A 22,237-nucleotide genomic window follows, 5' to 3' on the forward strand; every position below is an offset into this window, starting at 1 on the left:
AAGCGATCGCATTTGCGGCATATTGTGCTATCGTTGCCTAATTGGCGATAGTCCGGTAGAGCGATCGCGCTAATGATTCCTTTGGCTAACAGAGGGTAGGAGTGCGATCGCCTCAGCTATCTACAATAGATTGAATTTCTATCAGTGGTTGAATCTCTGTTTCAACTTGAGCCTCAACAAAAGGCGTATAAATTAGAATATCAGCTTGTATGGCTTCAAAGCTAACAACTAGAGAGTATGGAACTTCAGCATATGGATCATTATTCCAACCTTCATGCCCTACTACTACAATACAGAATGCCTCTCTAAGATTATAAGATTTCACAAAAGCCCAATCTTTCTGAATTGTTCCTATACTTCTTGATACATTTTTGATTGTTTTATAATGCTTCTCTTTACCGAGAGTCCATGTAAAAAGTTCATCTCCCTTGTCAGCATCTTCTGGCACATTTTAATTAGCTAAAACTCTGCCAAGAAAATGCTTTGGATCTTCTCCTTGTTTACTACACTCCCAGTCAAGCCAAGTTGAAAGATACTTTCTTCTATTACGCCGAGTTCGACGCGGTTCAGCTTTATATGACAAAGTAATTTCTATCAGAATCTCAAACTCTTCTCCAGGCGATCTCAGACTATTCGGTAGTTTGACCTGATAAATATGAGCATCTCCAGCTTTAATTAGCTGTTCTCCTCGTGTAATTAATGTACTACGATTTGGAGTATTACTCAAGGCACGCTCAAGGTTTGGAATACCATACCCAATTTGACGAATAACATTCTTCTTTTCTTCATCACTCTTTGCTATGGCCCATTCTGGCCATCGGGCTGATTGAACAATTAATGCCCGATATAATAAGCATTTTTCATCAGGAAACTCAGCAGCAAGACAAGCCGCAATATGGCTTACTTTTGGTGTTGCGAATGAAGTTCCAAAAGTGTCAGAGGCAACTATAGGAGTAGAACCAGTACCTAAAGTTGACCTTAATAACTCAGGGCCTGTACCTGCGATACAAGTTATGTTTGGTGGCTGACCTTCATCTTTCACAAGATCACCACCATACTCAACCACCTCTGGTTTAATCGTGTCCCATATACCCAGCCCAGAGCAAGAAAATGCTGATGGTTGGTCTTTTTCTCCTAATGAAGACCAAGATAAGTCACGGAAAGAATTTCGAGTAATTGAGCCAACAGTTAATGCTTGAAGGCTTTGTGCTGGATTAGCAATCCTACAAGAGTTCTCAGAAAGATAGTCTGGGTAAGGTCTACCTGCTAAAATATGAGATTTAATAGATAGTCTTGTTGAAATTCCATGACTTTCTACAGGAATATTTCCAGCAGATACTATGAAAAGAATATCTTTTTCATATGTTAATTTATCAATAGCTGCTGCCCAAGCACTCATATACCTAGTTCTACAAGGAACATCTCCATTAATAGAGTGGTTAAAAATTCTTGTTCCTGTTTGACTATAGTAGAACTCTACGATGTTTTCTAGGAGTATAGGCGGATATAATTTGTCAGATAATCTACAATTACTATCCAGCACTCTTGCATTTTGAAGCCAACAAATTGCTTGATGGGTTCCACTCCGAGGCACACTTATTGGATAAAGCACTGCTCCAGCAACTCTGGTTCCATGACCACCATTACTCACCAGATCAGCAGTTAAGTTTAATTCTAAAGGAATCCAAGATTTTGAGTTACCCGAATCAATGGCATTTTTTAAAAGAGGATTCTGCTCTTGAATACCACTATCAATTACACAGACATTAGGTGCATTTTTTTCTGGTGGTTGTAAAACTAAAGATATATTACTAATATTAGATATTTCACCATTGGGGGAAAATGGTTCAGCAATGTTATCTTTTTCAGTTACTTCAAAAATATAAGAAAAATTAAATACCAAATCTTTTAAACATAGACCAGATATTTGAATAAGACATGAAAAACTGTCTGGTGCTTCAGAAAATTGAGGAGGATTATCTTCAATAAAGCTACTTAAAAGCTTACCATTATATTTATATTTAGGATTGCTAATAAAATTCATCAAGTCTTGTTGTCTCTTTGATGCTAAGTCATCCCATTCATCATATGTAATATCACGCTTATCAATCCAGTTCTTGATTGCTTTTACATAATTTTCAGGCTTTCTATAATTTTTTTGTTCTGGATAGTCACGTAATTTTGTTGTAGTTCCTAAACAAGATATACCTACTTCAACGACATAAACCTGCTCATCTTTTATTTGCTCCCATTCCTCTAATAACTTTGGAGATAAAATAAATTCTGGGCGTTGATTTTTGTCAAGAATATTCAAAATTTTTGCAATTACACCACCACCTTGTTGCTCATTGAAAAATTTTTCTATTTTCTTTTGAAGTTCAGTAAGGTTAGTATCCGCAGACGCACCAATAATATATCCATCTTCTAATTCAGATATTATTTCTATCTCGGAAGTTCTTAGATCATCTAAATCGAAAGTTTCAGGATCTATCTGTAGTATTAAAGGTATGGAATCAGGAAGTATGAGTTTTTTATCTTCTTCTTGTTGCTGTTGAGTTATTTTCCAATCGGAAATGAGAGAAGATACTAATTCTTGAATTTTACTTCCGTGTCCCTGCCGATTAGACAAATTTATATGTGTCTGAGTAACTTTTTTATTACCACCGCCACCTAGAGATTTTGCTGTACCCTTGTCTGTCAGCCTGAGATCGATATGCGGAAACCCCTGAGAACTTTCAACCATTTATTTATCCAGACACCAAAATTTAATACTAGGAAACTTTGATTTCTGCGATCGCTTCTTCTAAGTGTTCCTGAATCACTAGCTCCTCTCGCTCAAGGATTGCTCTTTTAGCTGCATCTTGTGCAACCCTCACAGCTTGAGCGGCAGAAAAATCTCTCATCTGCTCAATGATCCTTGGCCAGTTGATAGATCCCACTTCAATTGCAGATAATGTTTCCTTTAGTATAAATTCTAGCTCCTGTTCTCCGGGTTTGGGTACTGCGATCAAGTCATCAAATCTTCTCCAAAGGGCAGTATCTAGAGATTTATTTAGGTTTGTAGCTGCTACTAAAAGCCCTGAAGAGGGTTGATACTCATCCAAAATTTGAAGAAATGTATTGACTACTCGCTTAATTTCTCCTACTTCTTGAGAGTCTTCTCGTGTCTTAGCAATTGAGTCACATTCATCAAGAAACAATAAACATGGATTTTTTGAGGCATCCTCAAATACAAGTCTCAAATTGCTCGCAGTTTCGCCTAAAAAAGACGACACCATTGCATCAAACCGAACTTTCAAAAGTGGTAATCCTGTATTCCAAGCTAAACGTTCTGCTCCTAGTGTCTTTCCACAGCCAGGAGGCCCATACAGAAGAATTTTTTGTCTGTAACGCAATCCATGATGAGCAAGTCTATCTCTTGCCGCATATTCGCGTTCAATTCGGCAGAAACGTTTCTCAATTTTTTCTGGCAACACCATGTGATGCCGCAGATTATCCCTCGGTATGATAGTTACTAAGGGAAGATTGAATCGCTTACTCGTTGGCAGTTCACTTAGAGCCTGTATGTTCTCTGGCGCGTTGGTAGCTCTTTCTTTGCTGCTTGAAGTAGACTTCTCCTTCTGGCTCTTCTTAGCAATGTTCTCTAACTGGTCAGCTAGCAGCGTATGTCCCTTGCTGCGCTCTTCCTCAATTACTAGATATGCGAGCTTGTCAATCGCCTCAGTGTCTGAACTAGCGATCGCCCTAAATAGTCTCTTGAGAAGCTCTGCTTTCATGTCGCCTCTCAGTATAAGGGGTAGTACTGCACTATGGTAACTTGATCTGGTCTTATTAGTACATAAGTACTATAAAGATTATTACTTTGTTTGCTGAAGCTAAAGCTTAAAAAGGCTCTCCATCTCTAGAGAGCCTCTTTGATAACAGCGGATATACAAAAACCGCGTCATTAGCTCAGCAACGCCTTCGCCTTCGCTACCACGCTAAAAGGTGTAGCCGAACTAGGGAAAAGTTGGGGAATAGGTTACTCAGGGATTTTTGCAATAAACCTATTCTGGATTCAAAAATTTCGGTCGTGTCTGCTGGTTGATGGAAAGTTTTTCCTGCAATGCGTTCCAGTCTTCTTGCTCAATTTGAGAAATAATTTGATCGAGGCTGTGGCGATATTGTTGAAGGCTTCGCAGTAATTCCCCGCGATTGTACCGCGCCATCATCACGCCTAACTCTGGATTGCCTCCACCGACGCGACTGGTATCCCGAAAGCCAGAACTCGCCAATTGTTGCGCTAACTCTATAACCGCTGGATCGGTTTCGTTGATGCAGGCATTAATTAAACCAGCACTCACCATCACCGGCAAGTGAGAAATCCAAGCCACCGCGCGATCGTGGTCTTCTGGACGGCACTGATATATTTTAGCTTTGAGCGATCGCGCGATTTCCTCGACAATATTCACCGCTGTTGGAGGCGTCGTCTTCACCGGCGTCAGCACATAAGCTTTCCCGGCAAATAGCTGAGTTTGAGCAGCTTCCAGACCACTTTCTGCCGTACCCGCCATCGGGTGTCCCCCCACGAAGTTCGTCCAAATCGGTTCTAGCGCTTCCACCACCGGCTTTTTGACCGAACCCACATCCGTGATGATAGCGTTGGCAGACAAATGGGGAATGAGCTGCTGTACGCTTGGCGCGATCGCGCTAATGGGCGTACACACGAATATCACATCGGCATCTGCCAAAAGTGCCAGATCCACACTCGCATCATCCACAACCCCACGCGCGATCGCTTCAACACAAGTTTGTTCTCGACGCGCAATCCCCAAAACCTGATAGCCAGCCGCTCGTAAGTCCAAACCCAGCGATCCGCCAATCAGCCCCAACCCTACAATCCCAATATTCATTGTTGTGTCTAACACCATTTCACCTTAAGGTCGCCACACATAAATTGCTGGAAGTGGCTACTGGCAGAGACGCGATAACCGCAAGTCTTCTACAATCCAAAATCTGAAATCCAAAATCTAAAATGGTATAAGCCCCTAAATCCCCCAAAATAGGGGAAGCAAGAGTAATTTGGCTCCCTCCCCGAAACAAGGAGCGCTCTTTGGGGGTTCTCCCTGGGAGTGCTGTACCGATGTTCTAGCATACAGCGCCAACTTACTCCCCGATCCAATCAGCCGCTACGACCGGCTTCAGTCAGAATGGCTATACGACTATTTTCCTCAGGTAAAGTCCTTCCAAACAGGTGAGGTAGGCAGCATAATAGATTTCTTCATTCATCCTTCATCATTCTAAGGATGCCCTCACAGAACTTACTTCTAAGATTTACAGAGGGGCACGCTAGATTAGTGCTTGTACAACTTTGTACAACTTTAGATAGATGCCGGGGAAAAAGCCCGACTCAAAGCAAGCAAAGCCAGGGTTCATCTGCTGCACACTTACCCAGCCACTCAAAACGACAAATGAACCTCAAGGCTTGCTGGTAGCGCCCTCCTCCTAACCATAAAATGAGAATGCTGGCAAGGTGGCTCGAAATGAATGTCGATGAACTGATAGTAAGATATGCAGCCGGTGCGCGAAACTTCGCGGCAATTGACCTGAGTGAGGCAAACTTGAGTGGCATCAACCTCAGCGGCGCTAATTTGACAGGCGCTAATTTAAGTGTGGCAAATCTCAGCGGTGCCAATCTCGAAGCCGCTAACTTGACTCAAGCCAAACTTAATGTCGCTAGGCTCAGTGGAGCCAATCTCAGCAATGCCATCTTAAACCAGGCCAACTTCAACGTCGCTAACCTGATTCGAGCGGATATGGGGGGAGCGCAACTCATCCAAGCCGTCTTGATTCGAGCCGAGCTAATTCGCGCCGACCTGAGTGGGTGCAATCTCAAATCAGCGAACCTCAGCGGTGCCGATTTGCGTGAAGCAACCCTTAGAGAAGCCAATCTCAGTCGCGCCAGTTTGAATGAAGCCAACCTCCGGGGTGCCTTTTTGACGGGAGCCAACTTGGAGCAGGCAAACTTAAATGGCACCGACTTGAGCCGCACCGACTTGAGCGGTGCCAATTTCCGAGAGACAGAACTGAGACAAGCCAATCTCAGTCGCGCCAATCTCAGTGGGGCGGACTTAAGCGGCGCCAATCTGCGTTGGGCGGACTTAAGCGGCGCCAATCTGCGTTGGGCAGACTTAAGCGGCGCAAAATTAAGTGGAGCCAACTTAATCGGGGCAGACCTTAGTAATGCCAATTTACTCAATGCCAGCTTAGTTCACGCCGATCTCACCCAAGCTCGATTGATTAAAGCCGATTGGATTGGAGCTGATTTGACTGGGGCGATATTAACCGGGGCAAAACTGTATGCAGTCTCCCGTTTTGGTTTGAAAACCGAAGGAGTGACCTGCGAGTGGGTTGACTTGAGTCCGGATGGCGATCGCACTGAAATTTTTCGTCTCACCACTGAAGAATCAAAAAAGTTCTTCAATGAAACGCTGCCAACCGTCCGAATTATCGTGGACGCACCGTTAGATTTAGAGGCAAATTTAACGCTAGCCACTACTTATCATCACCTCTGTCAGCATTATCCGGGGATCGCCCATCCTCCCAGTTTGGAAGTCAGCGCTCGAAAAACAATTCTCACTTTCAGAATTGATAGCAACGATCAATTATTTCCCCTTGCTTACGTGGCTATTTTTCCCTTTAACGATGCAGTAGCAACTCAGAGAAATATCAGTGCCCTAGTTAACCTACTTCAATCTCAAAATCAATCAACACTAGGGCATAAAGATGCTCAGCGGATCAAGCAATTAACTGCTGCCCTTAGTAAAACAATCAATCAAGTCGGCAGTCTCGATATTTTCAAAATGGTGCCCGAACTGAGAAAAAAATTAAACTTCTTCCAGGCTCCAACTCAAACGGTGCTACACAATTCTACGGATCAAACATTGAATGTTTATCATCACCCAGTGTTTGGTAAACGGTTTATGAATCAAGGTCAATCTAATTCGACCAGTCCTCCGAAAAACAACTCGGTCGAAGCACAAAGCTCGATTCTCCCTCCTGTAGGTACATTGATTGAATTTGTCAAGGAATTTGATTATTTAGAAAAATTACAGCAAAGTTGACAGAAAGGGTCGGCAGGCAAAAGGCGAAAAAAAAGAGAAAATAGGTAAGACGAACTTTTTTACTTTTTGCTTTCCTAACTCCAAAGTCTCAAATCTAAAGTGATAGAGGTAGAAGTTCATTCCTCACTACGTGCATTTCTTCGCGAACAGGAGAATCGTTCTTGGCCTCATCATCTGACAATGGCGAGGCTGGTGGCGCGGGCTTTAAGATTAGGGCGTTCTGCCCTGATTCAGACTGGGGTTTCTTCGCACGGTACAGGAAAGTATCGCCTGAGTTACCTAGCACCAGCACTGCTATGGACGAAACCCGTCATCCTAGTGGCTCCAGAATCAGTGCAGCAACGCTTGCTAGAGGTGGAAATTCCCCAGATGCGACAGTGGATGGGGACGGAAAAAGCTATCCTGACAGGCGATACATGGCCTGACGCCGACTTTCAGGGACTGCTGTTGATCTCTCCAGAGGTTTGGTTGGCTGACCGGCTCAAAGGGCTGGGTCGGATACCATTTGGCATTCCGACTATTTTTGATGGTGCTGATAACTTGGAAGAATGGGCGCGCGACCAACTGACTGCTGGCTTGCGACCCAGTGATTGGGACGATTTGATGCTGGCTTTTCCCCGCAAGGCAAAGGCAATCCGGGATGCGCGGGTACAGCTAACAAAAGCCGTCTTCCAGCATCCAGCCAATCCTTACGAGTGCTGTCTGATTTCACCCGATGAGCAAGACATCTTGAGGCGTCTCTACGCGGTCTTAGGGAAGGCGATAGGAGTCGGAGACAGGGAGAACCTTATAGAGACAAGGTTTATCCCGTCTGGAGAGGCAGAGGGTGGGAGAGGAGAATTTCCTTCCTCGCCCCCTTTCCTCTCGCCGAAATTACCCCCAGCTTGGAGAATTTTTTGGCAGCGGTTGCAAGCAGATGACCAACTGATGTGGGCGGAAATTGCTCGGAATCTGGGTCAATTTTCTTTGTATTGTGGTCCTGTTGAGGTGGCAACTGCTTTAGAAAAAATTTGGCTTCACGATCCGGTGGTGTTAATTGGTGCGGCACTGGATTTAGAGACAGAAGCTAACGCCTATCGTCAGCGGGTAGGATTGGGAAACCTGACGTGTCTGAAGTTTTCTCCTGACAGGCAAAACGAACTGATTCAGCTATATCTCCCAGAGCGGCTGCCCATGCCGAATACGCCCCAATTTCAGGGAGTTCTGATTCAAGAAGTCCAGAAGCTAGTTGGGACAATGGATCGGTCGCTGGCAGAGAATACCGACATTCAAAGACTAGCGGTGATTTTGGTGGAGGATACGCCTTTAAAAGCCCAGGTGGCGTCTGTGATGGCGGCTGAGTTTGGCTCCCGCGTGCAAGTGGAAAAAACCAGTTTGTCAAACAATGGCATTCTGGTTACGGGATGGGAATTCTGGCGGCATCATCAGGAGGTGTTGCCTGCTCCCCAGTTGCTAGTTATGGCGACGTTGCCGATCCCCTCTCTAGAAAATCCCCTGGTAGCGGGTCGGGTGGCTCATTACAAGGAACAGCGTAAAGATTGGTTTCGCTTGTATCTGTTGCCGGTGGCTTTGAGTGAATTGCAGCGAGCGATCGCCCCCGTGCGAGAATGTCGGGGCGTCGTTGCTCTCCTCGATGGTCGCGTCAACAACCGCAGCTACGGCTCTCAGGTGCTGGAAGCGCTGAGTCCCTTGGCTCGGATTAACTATTTGGACAGTAACTGGTTTACAAGCGATCGCTAGCTTCTCCTACGCCACTCGCTCCAATGGCTCTTTGTCACGATACTTGTAATTTAATCAATAATTCAGCTGCGGCTCCAACGCCAGCGTTATGATGAATAAAGGTCTAAAGGCATCACCAAAAGCTATGGGTGAATCCAAGCGTCGTAAAGAAGCACTCGGAGAGAACTACGGTCAAGATACCTACATCCTTCCTTGGGTACCGATTACCAAAACTCAGGCACAACAGTTTGTGAAATGGTCTGGTCAGGGAGCTTGGTATGGTATCGGCTTCTTGATCCTTTTCTGGGTGACTATCCGCTTCATCGGACCTTCCTTTGGTTGGTGGCAGGTCAACTAGACCTTCCTAACAACCTGGTTCGGTGAAGTGCATAAGGACAAAGCATTTGACAGTCTTGGCTTGTTTGTCAGCAAACTAAGTTTGGCAAAGGCTTTGTCCATATATTTATAAGTAGGCTTTGCCTAGAGGACTGAATGTAATTGATTATTCTTATCTTTTACACTTGCACTATTTCGCCGCCAAGCCCGTCTTTAGCGAGAAGTAGCCTCGATCGCTAGCCTTGAGGATGCACGATCGTCCAGCTAACTGTTATTGTTGATACTTGGCTTTTCTGAATAGTCAAGTTAACCTGGTGCAAATCAGGGAGCAGTCAAGTTCTAAATTTTTCCAAGCTCCTAAATTAATTTACCGTCATGCCTGAGGAGCAAAATCTTAAGAAAGTATAAAAGGTTTAAGATTAGGTGTGGTGGTTGGAGGACAACCGTGTTTCTACGACTTGCAGAGCAACACCGTCAATTTGTACAGGATCTAGTGATGAACCTCCAAGCTCTGGCGATTGTGCTAGAGCAGCGAGGCTATCTGGCTTCTTGCTATACCTGCGGAGGCCAAATGAATAGCGCATCATTTATGGTTAGTCTAGGTGACAACCATCTGATTCGCTTTTTAGTCTCGGATTATGGCATCACCTGGACAGAGATGCGGGATGACCGTGAATTAATGAAGCTAGAGGGCGCTGAAGCTATCTCTCAGCTACAAGACCTAGCAAATCTAGTCAAATACCAAATCAAACCTTCTGAGTATCGTCCCGCCGTGCCCCAGCGAGGCTAAAGGAGTTAGCGAGGTTTCGCCACTCTCTTTAGGCAGATTAGCTCCGGGGACTGCTAATCTGAAAAGTGAGAAACCTACGTGCTAACCCCTGGCGATGGATGCCTGAAGAGATGTCTATGACTGCCCTTGATTGTGCATGGCAACACCATTTTATTGAGACCAACAACATTCGCTTACATTGTGTCACCCAAGGAGAGGGAGAGCTAGTTATACTGTTGCACGGGTTTCCAGAGTTTTGGTATTCCTGGCGGCATCAGATCCCGGCACTGGCTCGCCATTTCAAGGTGGTGGTTCCCGATTTGCGGGGCTACAACGATTCGGATAAGCCACTTAGTGGTTATGACTTGGATACCCTTAGCGCCGATATTCGGGGTCTGATTGAGAATTTAGGGTATGTCCGGGCACATATTGTTGGTCACGATTGGGGCGGATTGATCGCATGGCATCTGGCGCAGAAGTTTCCAGATGTTCTGAATCGTCTGGCTATTTTGAATGCGCCGCACCCGTACAGGTTTTGGCAGGAATTTGCGGGAAACCTGGATCACTTGCGTCGCAGCTGGTACGTTCTGGCGTTTCAGATTCCTGGTTTGCCAGAGTGGCTGATTCAGCAAAATTTAAAAGATTTTGTAAATAACGTCTTTCGGGGACAAGCGGTTCGCAAAGGCGCGTTTTCTGCCGAGGATGCCCAAGTGTATCAGGCAGCATTGGCAAAGCCTGGGGTTCTGGCGGCGGCGATTAACTACTATCGCTCCTCTTTGTCGCCTCAAAATTGGCTGCATCACTGGGGGCGATCGCCCGATCCCGTCACCGTGCCTACCTTGATTCTGTGGAGCGAAGAAGATTCCTTTTTGAGTCGAAAACTCACCGAAGGCATGGAACGCTTGATCGCTGCTCCTTTCAACCTAAAATTTATCAGTCACTGCGGTCACTGGATGCAGCAAGAAGTTCCCCAAACCGTCAATCGAGAACTCTTAAACTTTTTGCGCTCCCCAAAATTAGCTAGCGGGAAAAAAAGCTTCTAAATCTACTGGTGAAGACATACCGAAGACACTGCTGCCAGTGCGGTGAGGTTTAAAGCTAACGACTTCTCTCGTGTCAACAATCTTTAACAACACGCTTGATAGCGCCAAATTAATTGGCGCTGTTGGTGTTGGAATGTCAAACCCTCATCTGGCGGTCAACGAACGAATTGTGATGCGAAACACAGAGCAACCATGACAGTTGACAACCCCAGCCGCCAAATTTTGTTGCATCCTGAAAGGGTAGGGGTTGTATCTATATCGTTCTATAGAGGAGAAGGTTTTATCCTCGCATTGACTTGATTTATGGCGTAGCGCCACCAGCAAAATGATTGGCTACCGTGAGAGCGATCGCCTCATGCTCAATCATTTCCCAATTCAGCAACGCCCCCTCACTGCACTCAGTACCAGCGAGAACTAAGGATGTTTAACGCTACAGAAATTCTGATTGACTCTTTTGTTCAAAGGATTCGTGAAGGCTACCGACGCACTTACGGCGGCTACAAGCCCGACTACGAAGATATTATTGCCTGGGCGGGGGGTATGGCTCTGGAAAACATTGCCAACAGCGACGCCCTCTATCACAATGTTGAACACTCGATTTTAGTCGCTCTGGTAGGGCAAGAAATCTTGCGGGGGAGACACATCCGCGAGGGTGGAGTGTCCTGCGAAGACTGGTTGCACTTCATTCTCTCACTGGTTTGCCATGACATTGGCTACGTTAAGGGCGTGTGTCGCCTAGATAGAGACTACGAAAGGCTGTATGCGACGGGGAACGATGGAGAAATGGTCTCCGTTCCTCGCGGATCTTCAGATGCCAGCTTGACGCCTTATCACGTAGATCGAGCCAAACTCTTTATTGAAGAGCGCTTTGGCGGTCATAAGCTGATTGATGCGGAATTGATCAAGCGCAATATTGAACTAACCCGTTTTCCAGTACCAAAAGCAGAGGATCATCAAGATACGGTTAATTATCCGGGCTTGGTTCGTGCCTCTGACTTAATTGGTCAGCTGAGCGATCCCCGCTACCTGAAGAAAATCGGGGCGCTGTACTATGAGTTTGAAGAAACCGGCGTCAATCAAGCCTTGGGTTATCGGCATCCCGGAGACTTGCGGCGGAACTATCCCAAGTTTTACTGGCACGGGGTATTCCCGTATATTCAAGATGCGCTGCGCTACCTGTCGCTAACTCAGCAAGGTAAACAAATCATTGCAAACCTCTACTCGAATGTGTTTGTTGTTGAACACGAAAGTGCCGAAGATGAGCGGAGGCAACTGGAAGAACAGTTAGGAGTTGGAACTTAGAAGGCGAGAAGTCGAGAGTTAGGAGTTAATAATCAAAATAAGCTTGGAAATACTGAATTCTAGCTTATGATTTAATTTAAAACTCCTAACTCCTAACTTCTAACTCCTAACTTTATGAACTGGTGGCAAAAACTTAAAAACAATCCCTTAGCTCGTTTTGGCGCTTTAATCCTGTTAATTTTCTACTTAAGCGTCATTGCATCTGATTTTGTTGCGCCTTATCGTCCGTGTGACTCTTATGACTTGTCTCATGGCCTGTGTGATGTGCAGCCAAATACGTCTCTTCTGCCACCAACTCAGATTTACTGGCGCAACCGCGAGGGACAATTTATTGGACCGCACGTTTATCCTACGACTCAGGGGCCGACAGATTTAGAGACGGGCGATCGCAAAGTGATTGTAAACTTCCAAAAACCTTCGCCTGTTCGCCTGTTTGTCCGTGGACCCAAATACCAACTGTTTCAGCTTCGCCTACCATTGCCACCCAAATTTGATGAGGTGGAAATTCTTAGCGGTATTCCCTTTAATTGGCACCTCTTCGGCACCCTTGGGGAAGGCAAACTGAATTTGTTAGGCACCGATGAACAGGGGCGCGACCAGTTCAGCCGTCTGCTGCATGGGGGCAGAATTAGCCTCAGCATTGGTCTGGTGGGAATTGCCATTTCTTTTCCGCTGGGTTTGTTGGTTGGGGGGATTTCTGGCTATTTCGGAGGCGGAACCGATAGCGTCTTAATGCGCTTTGTGGAAGTGCTGATGACGATTCCCAGCCTTTATCTGTTGGTTGCCCTTGCCGCAGTGCTGCCGCCAGGACTGACGAGTGCCCAGCGATTCTTATTAATTGTGCTGATTACCTCATTCGTCGGCTGGGCTGGGTTAGCACGGGTGATTCGGGGACAGGTGCTGTCGATTAAAGAGCGGGAATTTGTGCAAGCGGCACGCGCAATGGGTGCGAAACCGCTTTACATTATCATCCGTCATGTATTGCCGCAGACCGCCACCTACGTGATTATCTCGGCAACTTTGGCAATCCCTGGTTTTATCGTGGCGGAATCAGTGCTGAGTTTGATTGGGCTAGGAATTCAGCAGCCAGATCCGTCTTGGGGGAATATGCTATCGCTAGCAACGAATGCATCAATTTTGGTGTTACAACCTTGGTTGATCTGGCCTCCAGCGCTGTTGATTATCCTCACCGTGTTGGCGTTTAACTTGCTGGGCGATGGGCTGCGGGATGCCCTCGATCCCCGGAGTTTGCGGCGGTAATTTTAAAGATTTTTTGCTAATTTGTGTGACATATTTAGCAGAGTTGGTCACAAATATGACCGACTCTGCTAAATTTTTGTTGAGGTTGTTACTGAGATATATGAGTAGCTCAGTAAAGTGTGGTGTGAGAGGAGTTGGAAGCAAATGATATTTAAAATTATCTTAAAGAAATTTATTTGCTCAAGTTTGAAATACGGGTTATTTAGCTGGATTTTAGTAAATGGCTTTGCCTCTCAAGCTGCTCATGCTGCGGATGTAGAGAAAACACCTCAAAAGAGCAAAGAAATTACTACGTTTTTAAAGGCAGATTCAGATTTACCAAATTTGGATAATCAGCCTGATAACACCACGATGCAACAGGTGGAGCAACTATGGCAGGAAAATGCAGAGGAGTCAGAAGCTGCTGAAGCTCCTATGGAGCAAGTGACCAATGTTTCTCAGATGACAGACTTGGAACCAACAGATTGGGCGTATGAAGCACTGCGATCGCTTATCGAACGCTATGGCTGTATCGCGGGCTATCCGGATAATACTTATCGTGGTAATCGTACCCTAACGCGGTATGAATTTGCAGCCGGATTAAATGCTTGTTTGGAGCAAATTAATAACCTGGTTCCGGTAGCAACTGCTGATGGAATCAGACAAGAGGATCTCGCTACCTTACAGCGATTGCAATCAGAATTTGCAATCGAATTAGCAAGTCTCAGGGGTTCGGTGGATAGCTTGGAAGCTCGCACTGCGGAAATAGAAGCAACCCAATTTTCTACAACTACTAAATTGAGCGGACTGACAATTGTTGGCGTTCAAGGGCGTAGCAACAATCGCGCCGATTTATTTCCTAGAGATGGCAAAAAAGAGACTGATGACCGTGGTACGAACATCAACGTAATTAATTTTAATCAGCTGTATCTAACTACCCAATTTGATGAGCGTAGTTACCTGTTAGCAGGTCTCCAAGCTAGTCAAGGAACCACTGCACCTCGACTAACTAACGATGTCCTACTTAGCTATGAATTATTTAATGATAACGATGTGATTTTGAGTGACCTAAACTACCGCTTCCTCCTCACCGACAAATTTGCTGTCCTCGTGGGGACAGAAGGGGTAAATATGGCTTACGCTTTCCGAGGACCCAATCGTGTGGAAAGCGCTGCCACAGGTCCAATTTCTGCTTTTGCCCAAAGAAACCCGATTTTGAATATTGGCTTTGGTCGTGGTGGTATCGGTTTTGATTGGCAATTTGCTAAACGTGCCAGTTTGCAAGCAGTTTACTCAACTACTATTCCAGGATTTTTTAATAGCGATGGACGACCTGACGGACATAATACCGCCGGTGTCCAACTAGCGCTTACCCCAACCGATCCGCTTGATATCACTTTGTATTATGTTAATGACTACTCGCCCAATGGTTCTTTGCTGACTGGGATTGGAGACGACCAGTTGAGTGCTATTAATCCACTGACAGGCAATTCAGCATCCCTGCAAACTAATGCCGTTGGTGCCACGATTAACTGGCGGATTACGCCACGTATCACGTTAGGTAGCTGGGCGGGCTACACCAATTCCTACATTCCAGGAAGATCGGGAAATGTAGAAACAACTAATTATATGGTGTATCTCAATTTTCCCGATTTATTTGGACAAGGAAATTTGGGAGGAATTTACATTGGACAACCGCCAAAAATTGTTAGCAGCGATTTGCCCGTAGGAAATAATATACCTGACTTTTTCAATACGGGTTTGGGACGAGAAGGAGGACAACCTGGAACCACCACTCACGTAGAAGCATTCTATCGTTGGCAGGCAACGGACAACATTAGCATCACGCCAGGGGTAGTCTTTATTTTTGAACCAGGACATACACCCGCCAGCGATCCGATCGCTGTAGGTATACTACGGACTAGCTTCTCCTTCTAGGAAAATTTCCCTATCTACACCTGTCACATTAAGCGAAGTGCAACATCGCAGGAATTCTGCGAGCTTGCTCAGGATGACATTCTGGTGCAAAATGCCAGTTTACACTTCATCAAAACTTGATTTAACTATAAAAACTTTATCCAAATATACCGTAGATTTACTAAATACACTCTTTTTTTAATTTAGGATTTTTTTTATTTTCAGTGTTATTTCGCTTGTAGATAAAAGAGTAAAAGCTATAAATTGAGATAAGGTTCGGTTAAGCAATTATAGTGGCAATTCCAAGAATCTCTAGTTGTTATTTGTCACTCTTTAATCAACCTCAATAGAAATTGTAAATTCTGCTGTATTTGTCTGCCTTTAAAAACATTTACAGCAGAAAAATTTATTGCTTGATTTAAAGGATTTACATCTGCAATTGCTGACAGATACAGATTCTTTGTGCTTTGGCAAAAGTTAGTTTATTTATTCAAGGAGGTTGAGTAGTCAAAATGACTAAATTTATTTTTTCTTTGCTAGTTTTGATTTTAACTGAAAGCTCTGTTTTGATTGCGACTAATTCTCAAGCGCAAACTGTTATTTCCTCAGAAAGTAACATTGTTGATACTATCCACCCAGACTCCTATGATCAAATCCCAGCCTGGAATACAAGCGTTAAATCTGACGTTGGTAATGCTGCCGCCAATTCTACCAATTCTGAGCAAGTTGTTGTCTCTGAAGCTGGAATTAAAGCTACTGATTCTAACTCAACTGTAACTGGCAAGAAAGCCAGTGTTAATCAACGAATTCCCATGTCAAGCAGAATTTTTGATGTATCTTCGATGCGACAGTAGCGCCAAGTAGTAATAGGTTGAAATTTTTGAGATAGTATCGAAATTATTGTAGACGTTGCTGGCTTGATATCTTTAAGCGATCGCATCTCTAATCCTACCGCCCTGCTTTCTCCTCCACGGGGTGTTGACCATAAAAGGGTAGCGCTTCTGACCAGTGGGGGCGCTTTCCCTGTTGCCAATCTAGATAGGCGAGTTCTAGTAGGCTCGAAACCGTTGCCCCTAGCCCAGCCCTAGCGGCGATATCAATTAGCTGATAGGGATGCCAACTTTCCAAAGTTTGTTGCCATGCTGCCGGTGTCATCACGCTATCTGGTAACATCTGAGCGAGTCCCGAATCGGATGGCGATACTTGATAAATGGCGGTAAATAATTGACCCCGTTGAGCTGGCAATTGCACAGCGATCGCATTGCTGAGTGAAGATTCTTCACTATTTGCATTGCCTTTTTGCTGTTTACTTTTACCGGCTTCTGACCAAGCCACAGATGCCAGTGTAGAGACAGAAAACAGGGGAATATCCAGCTGTTGCGCCAGTGTACGCGCCGTAACAACGCCGATGCGAGTCCCTGTAAAGCTGCCTGGGCCTATTGCCACACAGATAAATGTCAAATCAGCCCACATCTGCGGCTGAATAAACTCAACCAGATGATGGTGTAAATGGGTAGATAAATCGCGCCCTAAATCCCAAGTTTGGCAGCGCGAATCTCCAGCAAAGTTGTTTAGTGCTAGACCTAGTTCAGGACTGCTGGTATGCAGTGCTAAGCCGTATTTTGTTGGATCGAGCTTCACGGAATTCATACCCAGTTCAAGGGATCGATAGTCCAGACAGGGAGACACCATAAATCGGCGTTCCTACAAGTGCGTAGCCGCGACTTCTTAGTCATTAATGGCGTTGATTTGCAGATCATAAATTGCTTGACCCGTCAAGCAGTGCCAGTGGCAGGTGAATAAATCTGGCTTTTGGACGCTGATGGTAGCGATCGCCGGTTCCCCCGGAAAAGGCAAAAGTCGGTCAAAAACAATCTCTTGCTCTTGAAAGCCGAACTGTAATAAATAAACAGCCGATGGCGCTGATAAAAATTGCAGCAATCGATGCCCCAGTTCGTACAGTGGCTGACGCCAGAAATCCGATAGATGCACCGGCTGACGATAACTTTTAAAAGCCGGTTCTAAGCGCCTACTTTCATCATCCTCAACCCTACCAATTACCTCGCCGTAGAGCGGTCCCTTTGCCGTGAGAACTATTGGCAACCAGAAATCACCGACACCCGACGGGTGTCCTAATTGCTCCACCCACTGGCGTAAGCCTGTCACATTGCGGCAAGCCTGATAGAGGGATTGGGCTGGAAATTCCAAGTTTTCCGGCAAATTCAGCGTTAAAGGACACCAAAGAATTTCTGCTTGGTTTTGCAAGTCCGCGCCAGCAGAGGCGATAAATTGCGTCTCTACAATTTGTATCGTTGTCGGTACTGGTGAATTGAGCGCGCTTTGCTTGAGGGCAGACACCATTTCGGCTGTTGTGGGCGATGCCGCAAATTCATCAACAGCATCAACCACAATCAGAACTTTACGCATGACCAAAGGTGGGAATCGGGCTATTACGAACACCCGCACGCGGGAAACTGGGCAGATCGAGTCCTGTCGTCGTGCGACGGGTTCTGACAGCTAGACGGTAGCTGACACTTTGCAACTCGGCATGGAGTTGACGGTTTTCCCGTTGCAGCATCGCCACTTTCTCCCGCACGGGTGCCATGCGTTCGGCAAATTTCTGGCGATAAATCTGTGGCAACTCCTGCACCACTTGCTCTAGCATCCGGCTGCGGTCGGTCAATTCCTGTACGGACTGCCGCAATTGATAAATCTCGGTGTCGCGGGTGGTAATCTGTTCCTGGTAGAACGTTACCTGCTGTTCGACCTCTTGCAGTTGTTCTCGCAGCGCTCTCATCTGAGCCATGTGCCGCTCAGAAACTTCCGGTCTGGGCATAAAGTTGGCATTGCCCTTGACCAGCCGGAATAGTTCTTGAGACAACTGCTGAACCAGTTGATCTCGCATCTGCAACTCTTCGCGCAGGCGAGTTACGTCAGATTGAAGCGTTTGTAGGTTTGGCGTGTCTGTCTGGCTCACAATGGCTTACGGCTCCTATTGAGATGATTTTCCTAATGGCAGGCGTGAGGCGAGAGCGGATTGCTCATAATGCTTTTGCAGCTTAATTTACCATTTGCAACGGCAATTAACACCTGATTGCTACCCTTGTTTGCAATTAAGGGTTGGGTCTATCGTATCCTCAGATTCAGCTAGATTTTCTACTGCCACGAGCAAATGGTTCTGTTTATACAAGCCATTTGTCATCTGGCGGCGAGATGGAAAGCGATCGGCGTCTTGTAGTATTTAGGTGGACTCAAGAGGAAGTGGTTAAGATGAGTGCAGCCAGCAGTTCAAACAAGATTAAATTTGGTACCGATGGATGGCGGGGGATTATCGCCGATGACTTTACCTTCGCCAATGTGTGTAAAGTAACGCGGGCGATCGCGAGTTATCTCGAAAACGCCTATTCCAAAGACCGTCCCGTCTTAGTAGCTTACGATACTCGTTTTTTAGCTGACCAATTCGCCCGGACTGCCGCTGAAGTTTTGGTAGATGCCGGGTGGACGGTGAAAATTGTCGATCGAGATTGCCCGACGCCAGTCATTGCTTACAACGCTAAGCTTCTCAATTCTGCTGGAGCGCTGATGTTTACTGCCAGTCATAACCCAGCACCTTATTGCGGCATCAAATACATTCCCGATTACGCCGGACCAGCTACACCGGAAATTACGGATACAATTGTAGCAAATATTGAAAGTGCTACGGATGAGCCGCCCAGTGGCAACAATGCCAATAAGATTTCCACCTTTGATCCCAAGCCAGATTATCTCCAGTTTATTTACACACTGCTGGATGTAGAGCGAATCAAGAGCGCAAGGCTAAAGGTGAAGTATGATGCCCTCTACTCGACTTCTCGCGGCTACCTGGATACCGTCTTGGATCGCTGCGGTTGCGATACAGAGGCATTCCACACCTACCGCGATGTTCTCTTTGGCGGTGGAATGCCGGAACCAAAGGGAGAGCAATTGACTGAACTCGTCGAAGCGGTGAAAAGAGACGGGGCAGATTTAGGTTTGGCGACGGATGGAGATAGCGATCGCTTCGGCATTGTTGACGAACAAGGAAACGTGCTGACACCGAACACCGTGCTGCTGTTGCTGGCGCGTCACTTAGTCAAAAATAAAGGCAAAACTGGCGCGATTGTCCGCACCGTTGCTACCACCCATCTGCTGGATAACCTCGCGGCTAAGTACGGCTTGGAAATCTACGAAACAGCAGTAGGCTTTAAATACATCGGCGAGAAAATGCGCGAGACGCAGGTATTGATTGGCGGCGAAGAGTCAGGCGGATTGAGCATTATCGGGCATATTCCCGAAAAAGACGGTATTTTAGCCGATATGCTGGTGGCAGAAGCGATCGCTTACGAAGGCAAGCCTTTAAGTCAGCTAGTAGAAGAAGCGATCGCGGAAGCCGATGGCCCCCTGTACAACAAACGTCTCGATTTGCACTTAGATGACGCCCACAAAGCCGCTGTCATCAATGATTTCACCAAAAATCCACCAGCAGAAGTTGCAGGAATTAAAGTGAAAGAAGTAGGGCGCAAAGACGGGATCAAACTCTACTTAGAAGAAGGCAGTTGGATACTCCTGCGTCCTTCCGGAACAGAACCGCTAATGCGGGTTTATCTGGAAACGAACACTCCAGAAAAAATGACCCAAATCGTCCAGCAAATGGAACAAACCATTAACCAACTGGAACCCGTCGCAGTCTAAATGATAGGTAGGGGCAAGGGCATTGCTCTTGCTCTTACTCGGTAGCAGGATACCCACTAGCCATTATCAACATGAAAGCCTTTACCAACCTGCTTACCTCGCTGATTTTAGCCAGTTCCGTCGCCGCGATCGCTATTTTTTCCATTCAAAACATCACGCCGGTATCGGTGAAATTTCTAACTTTCCAGTCGATCCGGATGCCGGTAGGCGTCGTGCTGGCGTTTAGTGCTGGCGCGGGAGCGATTGGGAGTGCCCTCGTGCCCGTTTTTTGGGGATTGCCTTCCAGTAATCAGTCTCAATCAGAAGATGCCAGTGAGTATGCTGACGAAGACTTTTGATGGTTATTGTTCATTGCAATGAACCATGAGCCTTTGCTACTTACTGTCACTCCGATACTCCCACGGCGGCAGAAATTTGGAGTCACGCCAAATGCCGCGCCGACTCTTCTTCGCCTCAGCTTCTGCTTGCTCAACGATAGCAGCGCTAGGGCAATCTTTTAGATATTGACGATACACCAGCACCAGTCCTTCTTTTGCCAACACTTCCTGAATAAAAGTGCCATCGGGCAGACGCACCTCGCTAACTTTGCGCCCATACCTGTCAGTATCGGTTACAGTTAAACGAACGCGATCGCCTCCTTGCTGTACCAATTCTTGCAATCGCTGCTGGGTTTTAATTCCCCACTTGAATTGGTTTTGATCTGCTGCTTTTTTGCTTGCCTTTTCCTTACTAGAATGGGGAACTTCCGGAGCATCCACACAAGCAAAGCGCACGTTGATGTTTTTCCCACTGCGATCCGTCACGGCGAGAGTATCCCCATCGCTGACTCGCTTAACTGGGTAAGTAGGAGGACCAAAAATAGCTTCACATCCCACCAAGCCAAGGATGAGAACAACTGCACCAGTCCAGACGAGAGAGTTTTGGATGAGTTTGCGAGTGCCGGTCATTATAAATATTTACTACAAAAGAAAAGTCCATCTGGACAGACGTTTCCATTGTCCAATAGTTTCGGACGCCTGTTGCTGGCTTTTGGCAGTGGTGAAGGGAGATGCGATCGCATCTTCTTTGCGCTGAGCTTAACTATCAGATGGGCAAACCTACGGGAGATACAGACATTGCTGTGGTGGAAACACAGGCATTGTTGCTATACCTTCTGAGCTGTTTTTCGCGGTCGTCCCCCTCGCTTACCGTTTTTGCGAGCCGCTGTTGCTTTTGCTGTTGAGGTAGTAGAGCCTCCTCGGCTGCCTAATTCAGCCATCCAAGCCTTAGTTCCAAATATCCCTACCATCAAGGCGGGGATGCTCATATCTATATCCAACTTTTCCCAGTGCAGTCCGGCTCCGGAAGGGGTGACTTCCACTTGCGTGAGATCATCTAAGGATGCCCCCGCCAATCCTTGAACCAACTCAGGGGGAACCAGAAAACTAGCTCCATTTCGCAGTTCGATGACGATGCGACCAGCATTCGGATCGTAGTAGGCGGAGTGAGCGCGTGGCTCTGAGGCATCTGCGATCGCTGCTGCCGCTCTTGCCTGGGCAATTTCACTCTTTAAGCTTTCCTCACTCAGATGTAGGTTCTCCATGAATCTCTCTCCATTTCTCTAATAGTTCCACCTGATGAGCGATAACAAGTTTCAGCGCCTTAACTGCATCTTTATCGCTCATGTTCCAGATGCCGACCAATGTAGGACGCTCAGTTTCACTGCCAAGGTTGATCTTGGCTTCTCCACCAGCTTTAATAACGTGGACATGGGACGGAAGGTGATCGTTGGTGTAAATACGAACGCTAAAGCCATCTTTTGTAAGTACGCTTGCCATAAAGTTTTGTATAGAAATTGAAATAAGAGTATTTATATATTTTTATACTAACCTAAGCGCTTGGGTTTTGTCAACATACTAAAAAATCTTGGCTAGACTGCCAAGGGTGGAGATAGGATTGCTACGGAGTATGTTTTTACTTGCTCTTCATCCAATTTTGTCCAGCACGGACATCAACCACTAGAGAAAAGCTCAAAGAAACAGGATTTTTCATCGTGGAACGAATCTTAGGGTGTAATTCTTCTCAGTCAAGGGAGGTATTTTAAACACTAACTCATCCAC

General features: G+C 46.0%; 22 protein-coding genes. 12 read left to right on the forward strand and 10 right to left on the reverse strand.

Annotated elements, in window-relative coordinates; all coding sequences use genetic code 11:
- Positions 1-112: 112 nt before the first annotated feature.
- The 4 genes from AC2VDX_RS17935 to AC2VDX_RS17950 form a co-directional block, all read right to left on the reverse strand.
- Positions 113-448, reverse strand: a complete 336-nt coding sequence (locus AC2VDX_RS17935) for a hypothetical protein (protein WP_378183973.1) — start codon at positions 446-448, stop codon at positions 113-115.
- A gap of 3 nt (positions 449-451) precedes the next feature.
- A complete protein-coding gene (locus AC2VDX_RS17940; protein ID WP_378183975.1) occupies positions 452-2,743 on the reverse strand; it encodes a S8 family peptidase in 2,292 nt (763 codons plus the stop codon).
- 28 nt (positions 2,744-2,771) lie between these two features.
- On the reverse strand, positions 2,772-3,776 hold the full coding sequence (locus AC2VDX_RS17945; RefSeq protein ID WP_378183977.1) for an ATP-binding protein: 1,005 nt from the start codon (positions 3,774-3,776) through the stop codon (positions 2,772-2,774).
- A 270-nt stretch (positions 3,777-4,046) separates the two neighbouring features.
- The gene (locus AC2VDX_RS17950; RefSeq protein ID WP_378184054.1) at positions 4,047-4,892 is read right to left on the reverse strand and encodes a prephenate/arogenate dehydrogenase; all 846 of its coding nucleotides are present in this window, start codon (positions 4,890-4,892) and stop codon (positions 4,047-4,049) included.
- A 169-nt stretch (positions 4,893-5,061) separates the two neighbouring features.
- Here AC2VDX_RS17950 and AC2VDX_RS17955 point away from each other — a divergent pair, with 169 nt between their 5' ends.
- The 10 genes from AC2VDX_RS17955 to AC2VDX_RS18000 all read left to right on the forward strand — a co-directional run bounded on the left by AC2VDX_RS17955 (position 5,062) and on the right by AC2VDX_RS18000 (position 16,282).
- Positions 5,062-5,283, forward strand: a complete 222-nt coding sequence (locus AC2VDX_RS17955) for a hypothetical protein (protein WP_378183979.1) — start codon at positions 5,062-5,064, stop codon at positions 5,281-5,283.
- A 239-nt stretch (positions 5,284-5,522) separates the two neighbouring features.
- Positions 5,523-7,103 carry a pentapeptide repeat-containing protein gene (locus AC2VDX_RS17960; protein WP_378183981.1) on the forward strand — a complete coding sequence of 527 codons (1,581 nt, stop codon included), beginning with the start codon at positions 5,523-5,525 and terminating at the stop codon, positions 7,101-7,103.
- Positions 7,104-7,202: 99 nt separating this feature from the next.
- A complete protein-coding gene (locus AC2VDX_RS17965) occupies positions 7,203-8,843 on the forward strand; it encodes an ATP-dependent DNA helicase (protein WP_378183984.1) in 1,641 nt (546 codons plus the stop codon).
- Between the two features lie 124 nt (positions 8,844-8,967).
- The gene (locus AC2VDX_RS17970) at positions 8,968-9,180 is read left to right on the forward strand and encodes a DUF2839 domain-containing protein (RefSeq protein WP_378183986.1); all 213 of its coding nucleotides are present in this window, start codon (positions 8,968-8,970) and stop codon (positions 9,178-9,180) included.
- Between the two features lie 423 nt (positions 9,181-9,603).
- Complete coding sequence (locus tag AC2VDX_RS17975) at positions 9,604-9,948, forward strand: DUF1815 family protein (RefSeq protein ID WP_378183988.1); 345 nt, start codon at positions 9,604-9,606, stop codon at positions 9,946-9,948.
- 116 nt (positions 9,949-10,064) lie between these two features.
- A complete protein-coding gene (locus AC2VDX_RS17980) occupies positions 10,065-10,970 on the forward strand; it encodes an alpha/beta fold hydrolase (protein WP_378183990.1) in 906 nt (301 codons plus the stop codon).
- Positions 10,971-11,390: 420 nt separating this feature from the next.
- Entirely contained in the window at positions 11,391-12,272 is an 882-nt protein-coding gene (locus tag AC2VDX_RS17985; RefSeq protein WP_378183992.1) for an Npun_R2479 family HD domain-containing metalloprotein, read from the forward strand.
- Positions 12,273-12,386: 114 nt separating this feature from the next.
- On the forward strand, positions 12,387-13,532 hold the full coding sequence (locus tag AC2VDX_RS17990; RefSeq protein WP_378183995.1) for an ABC transporter permease: 1,146 nt from the start codon (positions 12,387-12,389) through the stop codon (positions 13,530-13,532).
- A 351-nt stretch (positions 13,533-13,883) separates the two neighbouring features.
- Positions 13,884-15,449, forward strand: a complete 1,566-nt coding sequence (locus AC2VDX_RS17995; RefSeq protein WP_378184056.1) for an iron uptake porin — start codon at positions 13,884-13,886, stop codon at positions 15,447-15,449.
- A gap of 491 nt (positions 15,450-15,940) precedes the next feature.
- The gene (locus tag AC2VDX_RS18000; RefSeq protein ID WP_378183997.1) at positions 15,941-16,282 is read left to right on the forward strand and encodes a hypothetical protein; all 342 of its coding nucleotides are present in this window, start codon (positions 15,941-15,943) and stop codon (positions 16,280-16,282) included.
- Positions 16,283-16,376: 94 nt separating this feature from the next.
- On the opposite strand, the gene tsaB is transcribed toward AC2VDX_RS18000, so the two are convergent.
- From tsaB to AC2VDX_RS18015, 3 genes are all read right to left on the reverse strand, one after another.
- Positions 16,377-17,078 carry a tRNA (adenosine(37)-N6)-threonylcarbamoyltransferase complex dimerization subunit type 1 TsaB gene (tsaB, locus tag AC2VDX_RS18005; RefSeq protein WP_378183999.1) on the reverse strand — a complete coding sequence of 234 codons (702 nt, stop codon included), beginning with the start codon at positions 17,076-17,078 and terminating at the stop codon, positions 16,377-16,379.
- Between the two features lie 78 nt (positions 17,079-17,156).
- Positions 17,157-17,855: a hypothetical protein gene (locus tag AC2VDX_RS18010; RefSeq protein ID WP_378184001.1), complete on the reverse strand. Its 699-nt coding sequence runs from the start codon at positions 17,853-17,855 to the stop codon at positions 17,157-17,159.
- Complete coding sequence (locus tag AC2VDX_RS18015; protein WP_378184003.1) at positions 17,848-18,405, reverse strand: Npun_F5560 family protein; 558 nt, start codon at positions 18,403-18,405, stop codon at positions 17,848-17,850. Before AC2VDX_RS18015 ends, AC2VDX_RS18010 begins: the two co-directional genes overlap by 8 nt.
- A 293-nt stretch (positions 18,406-18,698) precedes the next feature.
- Between AC2VDX_RS18015 and AC2VDX_RS18020 the strand changes: the two genes are divergently transcribed.
- Both AC2VDX_RS18020 and AC2VDX_RS18025 read left to right on the forward strand, forming a co-directional pair.
- Entirely contained in the window at positions 18,699-20,138 is a 1,440-nt protein-coding gene (locus AC2VDX_RS18020) for a phosphoglucomutase/phosphomannomutase family protein (protein ID WP_378184058.1), read from the forward strand.
- A 71-nt stretch (positions 20,139-20,209) separates the two neighbouring features.
- The gene (locus AC2VDX_RS18025) at positions 20,210-20,476 is read left to right on the forward strand and encodes a lipopolysaccharide assembly protein LapA domain-containing protein (RefSeq protein WP_378184005.1); all 267 of its coding nucleotides are present in this window, start codon (positions 20,210-20,212) and stop codon (positions 20,474-20,476) included.
- A 36-nt stretch (positions 20,477-20,512) separates the two neighbouring features.
- On the opposite strand, the gene AC2VDX_RS18030 is transcribed toward AC2VDX_RS18025, so the two are convergent.
- The 3 genes from AC2VDX_RS18030 to AC2VDX_RS18040 all read right to left on the reverse strand — a co-directional run bounded on the left by AC2VDX_RS18030 (position 20,513) and on the right by AC2VDX_RS18040 (position 21,955).
- Complete coding sequence (locus AC2VDX_RS18030) at positions 20,513-21,085, reverse strand: thermonuclease family protein (protein ID WP_378184007.1); 573 nt, start codon at positions 21,083-21,085, stop codon at positions 20,513-20,515.
- Between the two features lie 197 nt (positions 21,086-21,282).
- The gene (locus AC2VDX_RS18035) at positions 21,283-21,720 is read right to left on the reverse strand and encodes a DUF2442 domain-containing protein (protein ID WP_378184009.1); all 438 of its coding nucleotides are present in this window, start codon (positions 21,718-21,720) and stop codon (positions 21,283-21,285) included.
- Positions 21,698-21,955: a DUF4160 domain-containing protein gene (locus AC2VDX_RS18040; protein WP_378184011.1), complete on the reverse strand. Its 258-nt coding sequence runs from the start codon at positions 21,953-21,955 to the stop codon at positions 21,698-21,700. Before AC2VDX_RS18040 ends, AC2VDX_RS18035 begins: the two co-directional genes overlap by 23 nt.
- Positions 21,956-22,237 lie beyond the last annotated feature (282 nt).

It is taken from the genome of Coleofasciculus sp. H7-1, assembly GCF_057473865.1.

What these genes read in the sequence shown, in the direction of transcription:
- AC2VDX_RS17940 (WP_378183975.1), bottom strand. Translation starts at nt 2,743, where the DNA reads ATGGTTGAAAGTTCTCAGGGGTTTCCGCATATCGATCTCAGGCTGACA.
- AC2VDX_RS17945 (WP_378183977.1), bottom strand. Translation starts at nt 3,776, where the DNA reads ATGAAAGCAGAGCTTCTCAAGAGACTATTTAGGGCGATCGCTAGTTCA.
- AC2VDX_RS17950 (WP_378184054.1), bottom strand. Translation starts at nt 4,892, where the DNA reads ATGAATATTGGGATTGTAGGGTTGGGGCTGATTGGCGGATCGCTGGGT.
- AC2VDX_RS17960 (WP_378183981.1), top strand. Translation starts at nt 5,523, where the DNA reads ATGAATGTCGATGAACTGATAGTAAGATATGCAGCCGGTGCGCGAAAC.
- AC2VDX_RS17970 (WP_378183986.1), top strand. Translation starts at nt 8,968, where the DNA reads ATGGGTGAATCCAAGCGTCGTAAAGAAGCACTCGGAGAGAACTACGGT.
- AC2VDX_RS17980 (WP_378183990.1), top strand. Translation starts at nt 10,065, where the DNA reads ATGACTGCCCTTGATTGTGCATGGCAACACCATTTTATTGAGACCAAC.
- AC2VDX_RS17985 (WP_378183992.1), top strand. Translation starts at nt 11,391, where the DNA reads ATGTTTAACGCTACAGAAATTCTGATTGACTCTTTTGTTCAAAGGATT.
- AC2VDX_RS17990 (WP_378183995.1), top strand. Translation starts at nt 12,387, where the DNA reads ATGAACTGGTGGCAAAAACTTAAAAACAATCCCTTAGCTCGTTTTGGC.
- AC2VDX_RS17995 (WP_378184056.1), top strand. Translation starts at nt 13,884, where the DNA reads ATGCAACAGGTGGAGCAACTATGGCAGGAAAATGCAGAGGAGTCAGAA.
- AC2VDX_RS18000 (WP_378183997.1), top strand. Translation starts at nt 15,941, where the DNA reads ATGACTAAATTTATTTTTTCTTTGCTAGTTTTGATTTTAACTGAAAGC.
- tsaB (WP_378183999.1), bottom strand. Translation starts at nt 17,078, where the DNA reads ATGAATTCCGTGAAGCTCGATCCAACAAAATACGGCTTAGCACTGCAT.
- AC2VDX_RS18010 (WP_378184001.1), bottom strand. Translation starts at nt 17,855, where the DNA reads ATGCGTAAAGTTCTGATTGTGGTTGATGCTGTTGATGAATTTGCGGCA.
- AC2VDX_RS18020 (WP_378184058.1), top strand. Translation starts at nt 18,699, where the DNA reads ATGAGTGCAGCCAGCAGTTCAAACAAGATTAAATTTGGTACCGATGGA.
- AC2VDX_RS18025 (WP_378184005.1), top strand. Translation starts at nt 20,210, where the DNA reads ATGAAAGCCTTTACCAACCTGCTTACCTCGCTGATTTTAGCCAGTTCC.
- AC2VDX_RS18030 (WP_378184007.1), bottom strand. Translation starts at nt 21,085, where the DNA reads ATGACCGGCACTCGCAAACTCATCCAAAACTCTCTCGTCTGGACTGGT.
- AC2VDX_RS18035 (WP_378184009.1), bottom strand. Translation starts at nt 21,720, where the DNA reads ATGGAGAACCTACATCTGAGTGAGGAAAGCTTAAAGAGTGAAATTGCC.
- AC2VDX_RS18040 (WP_378184011.1), bottom strand. Translation starts at nt 21,955, where the DNA reads ATGGCAAGCGTACTTACAAAAGATGGCTTTAGCGTTCGTATTTACACC.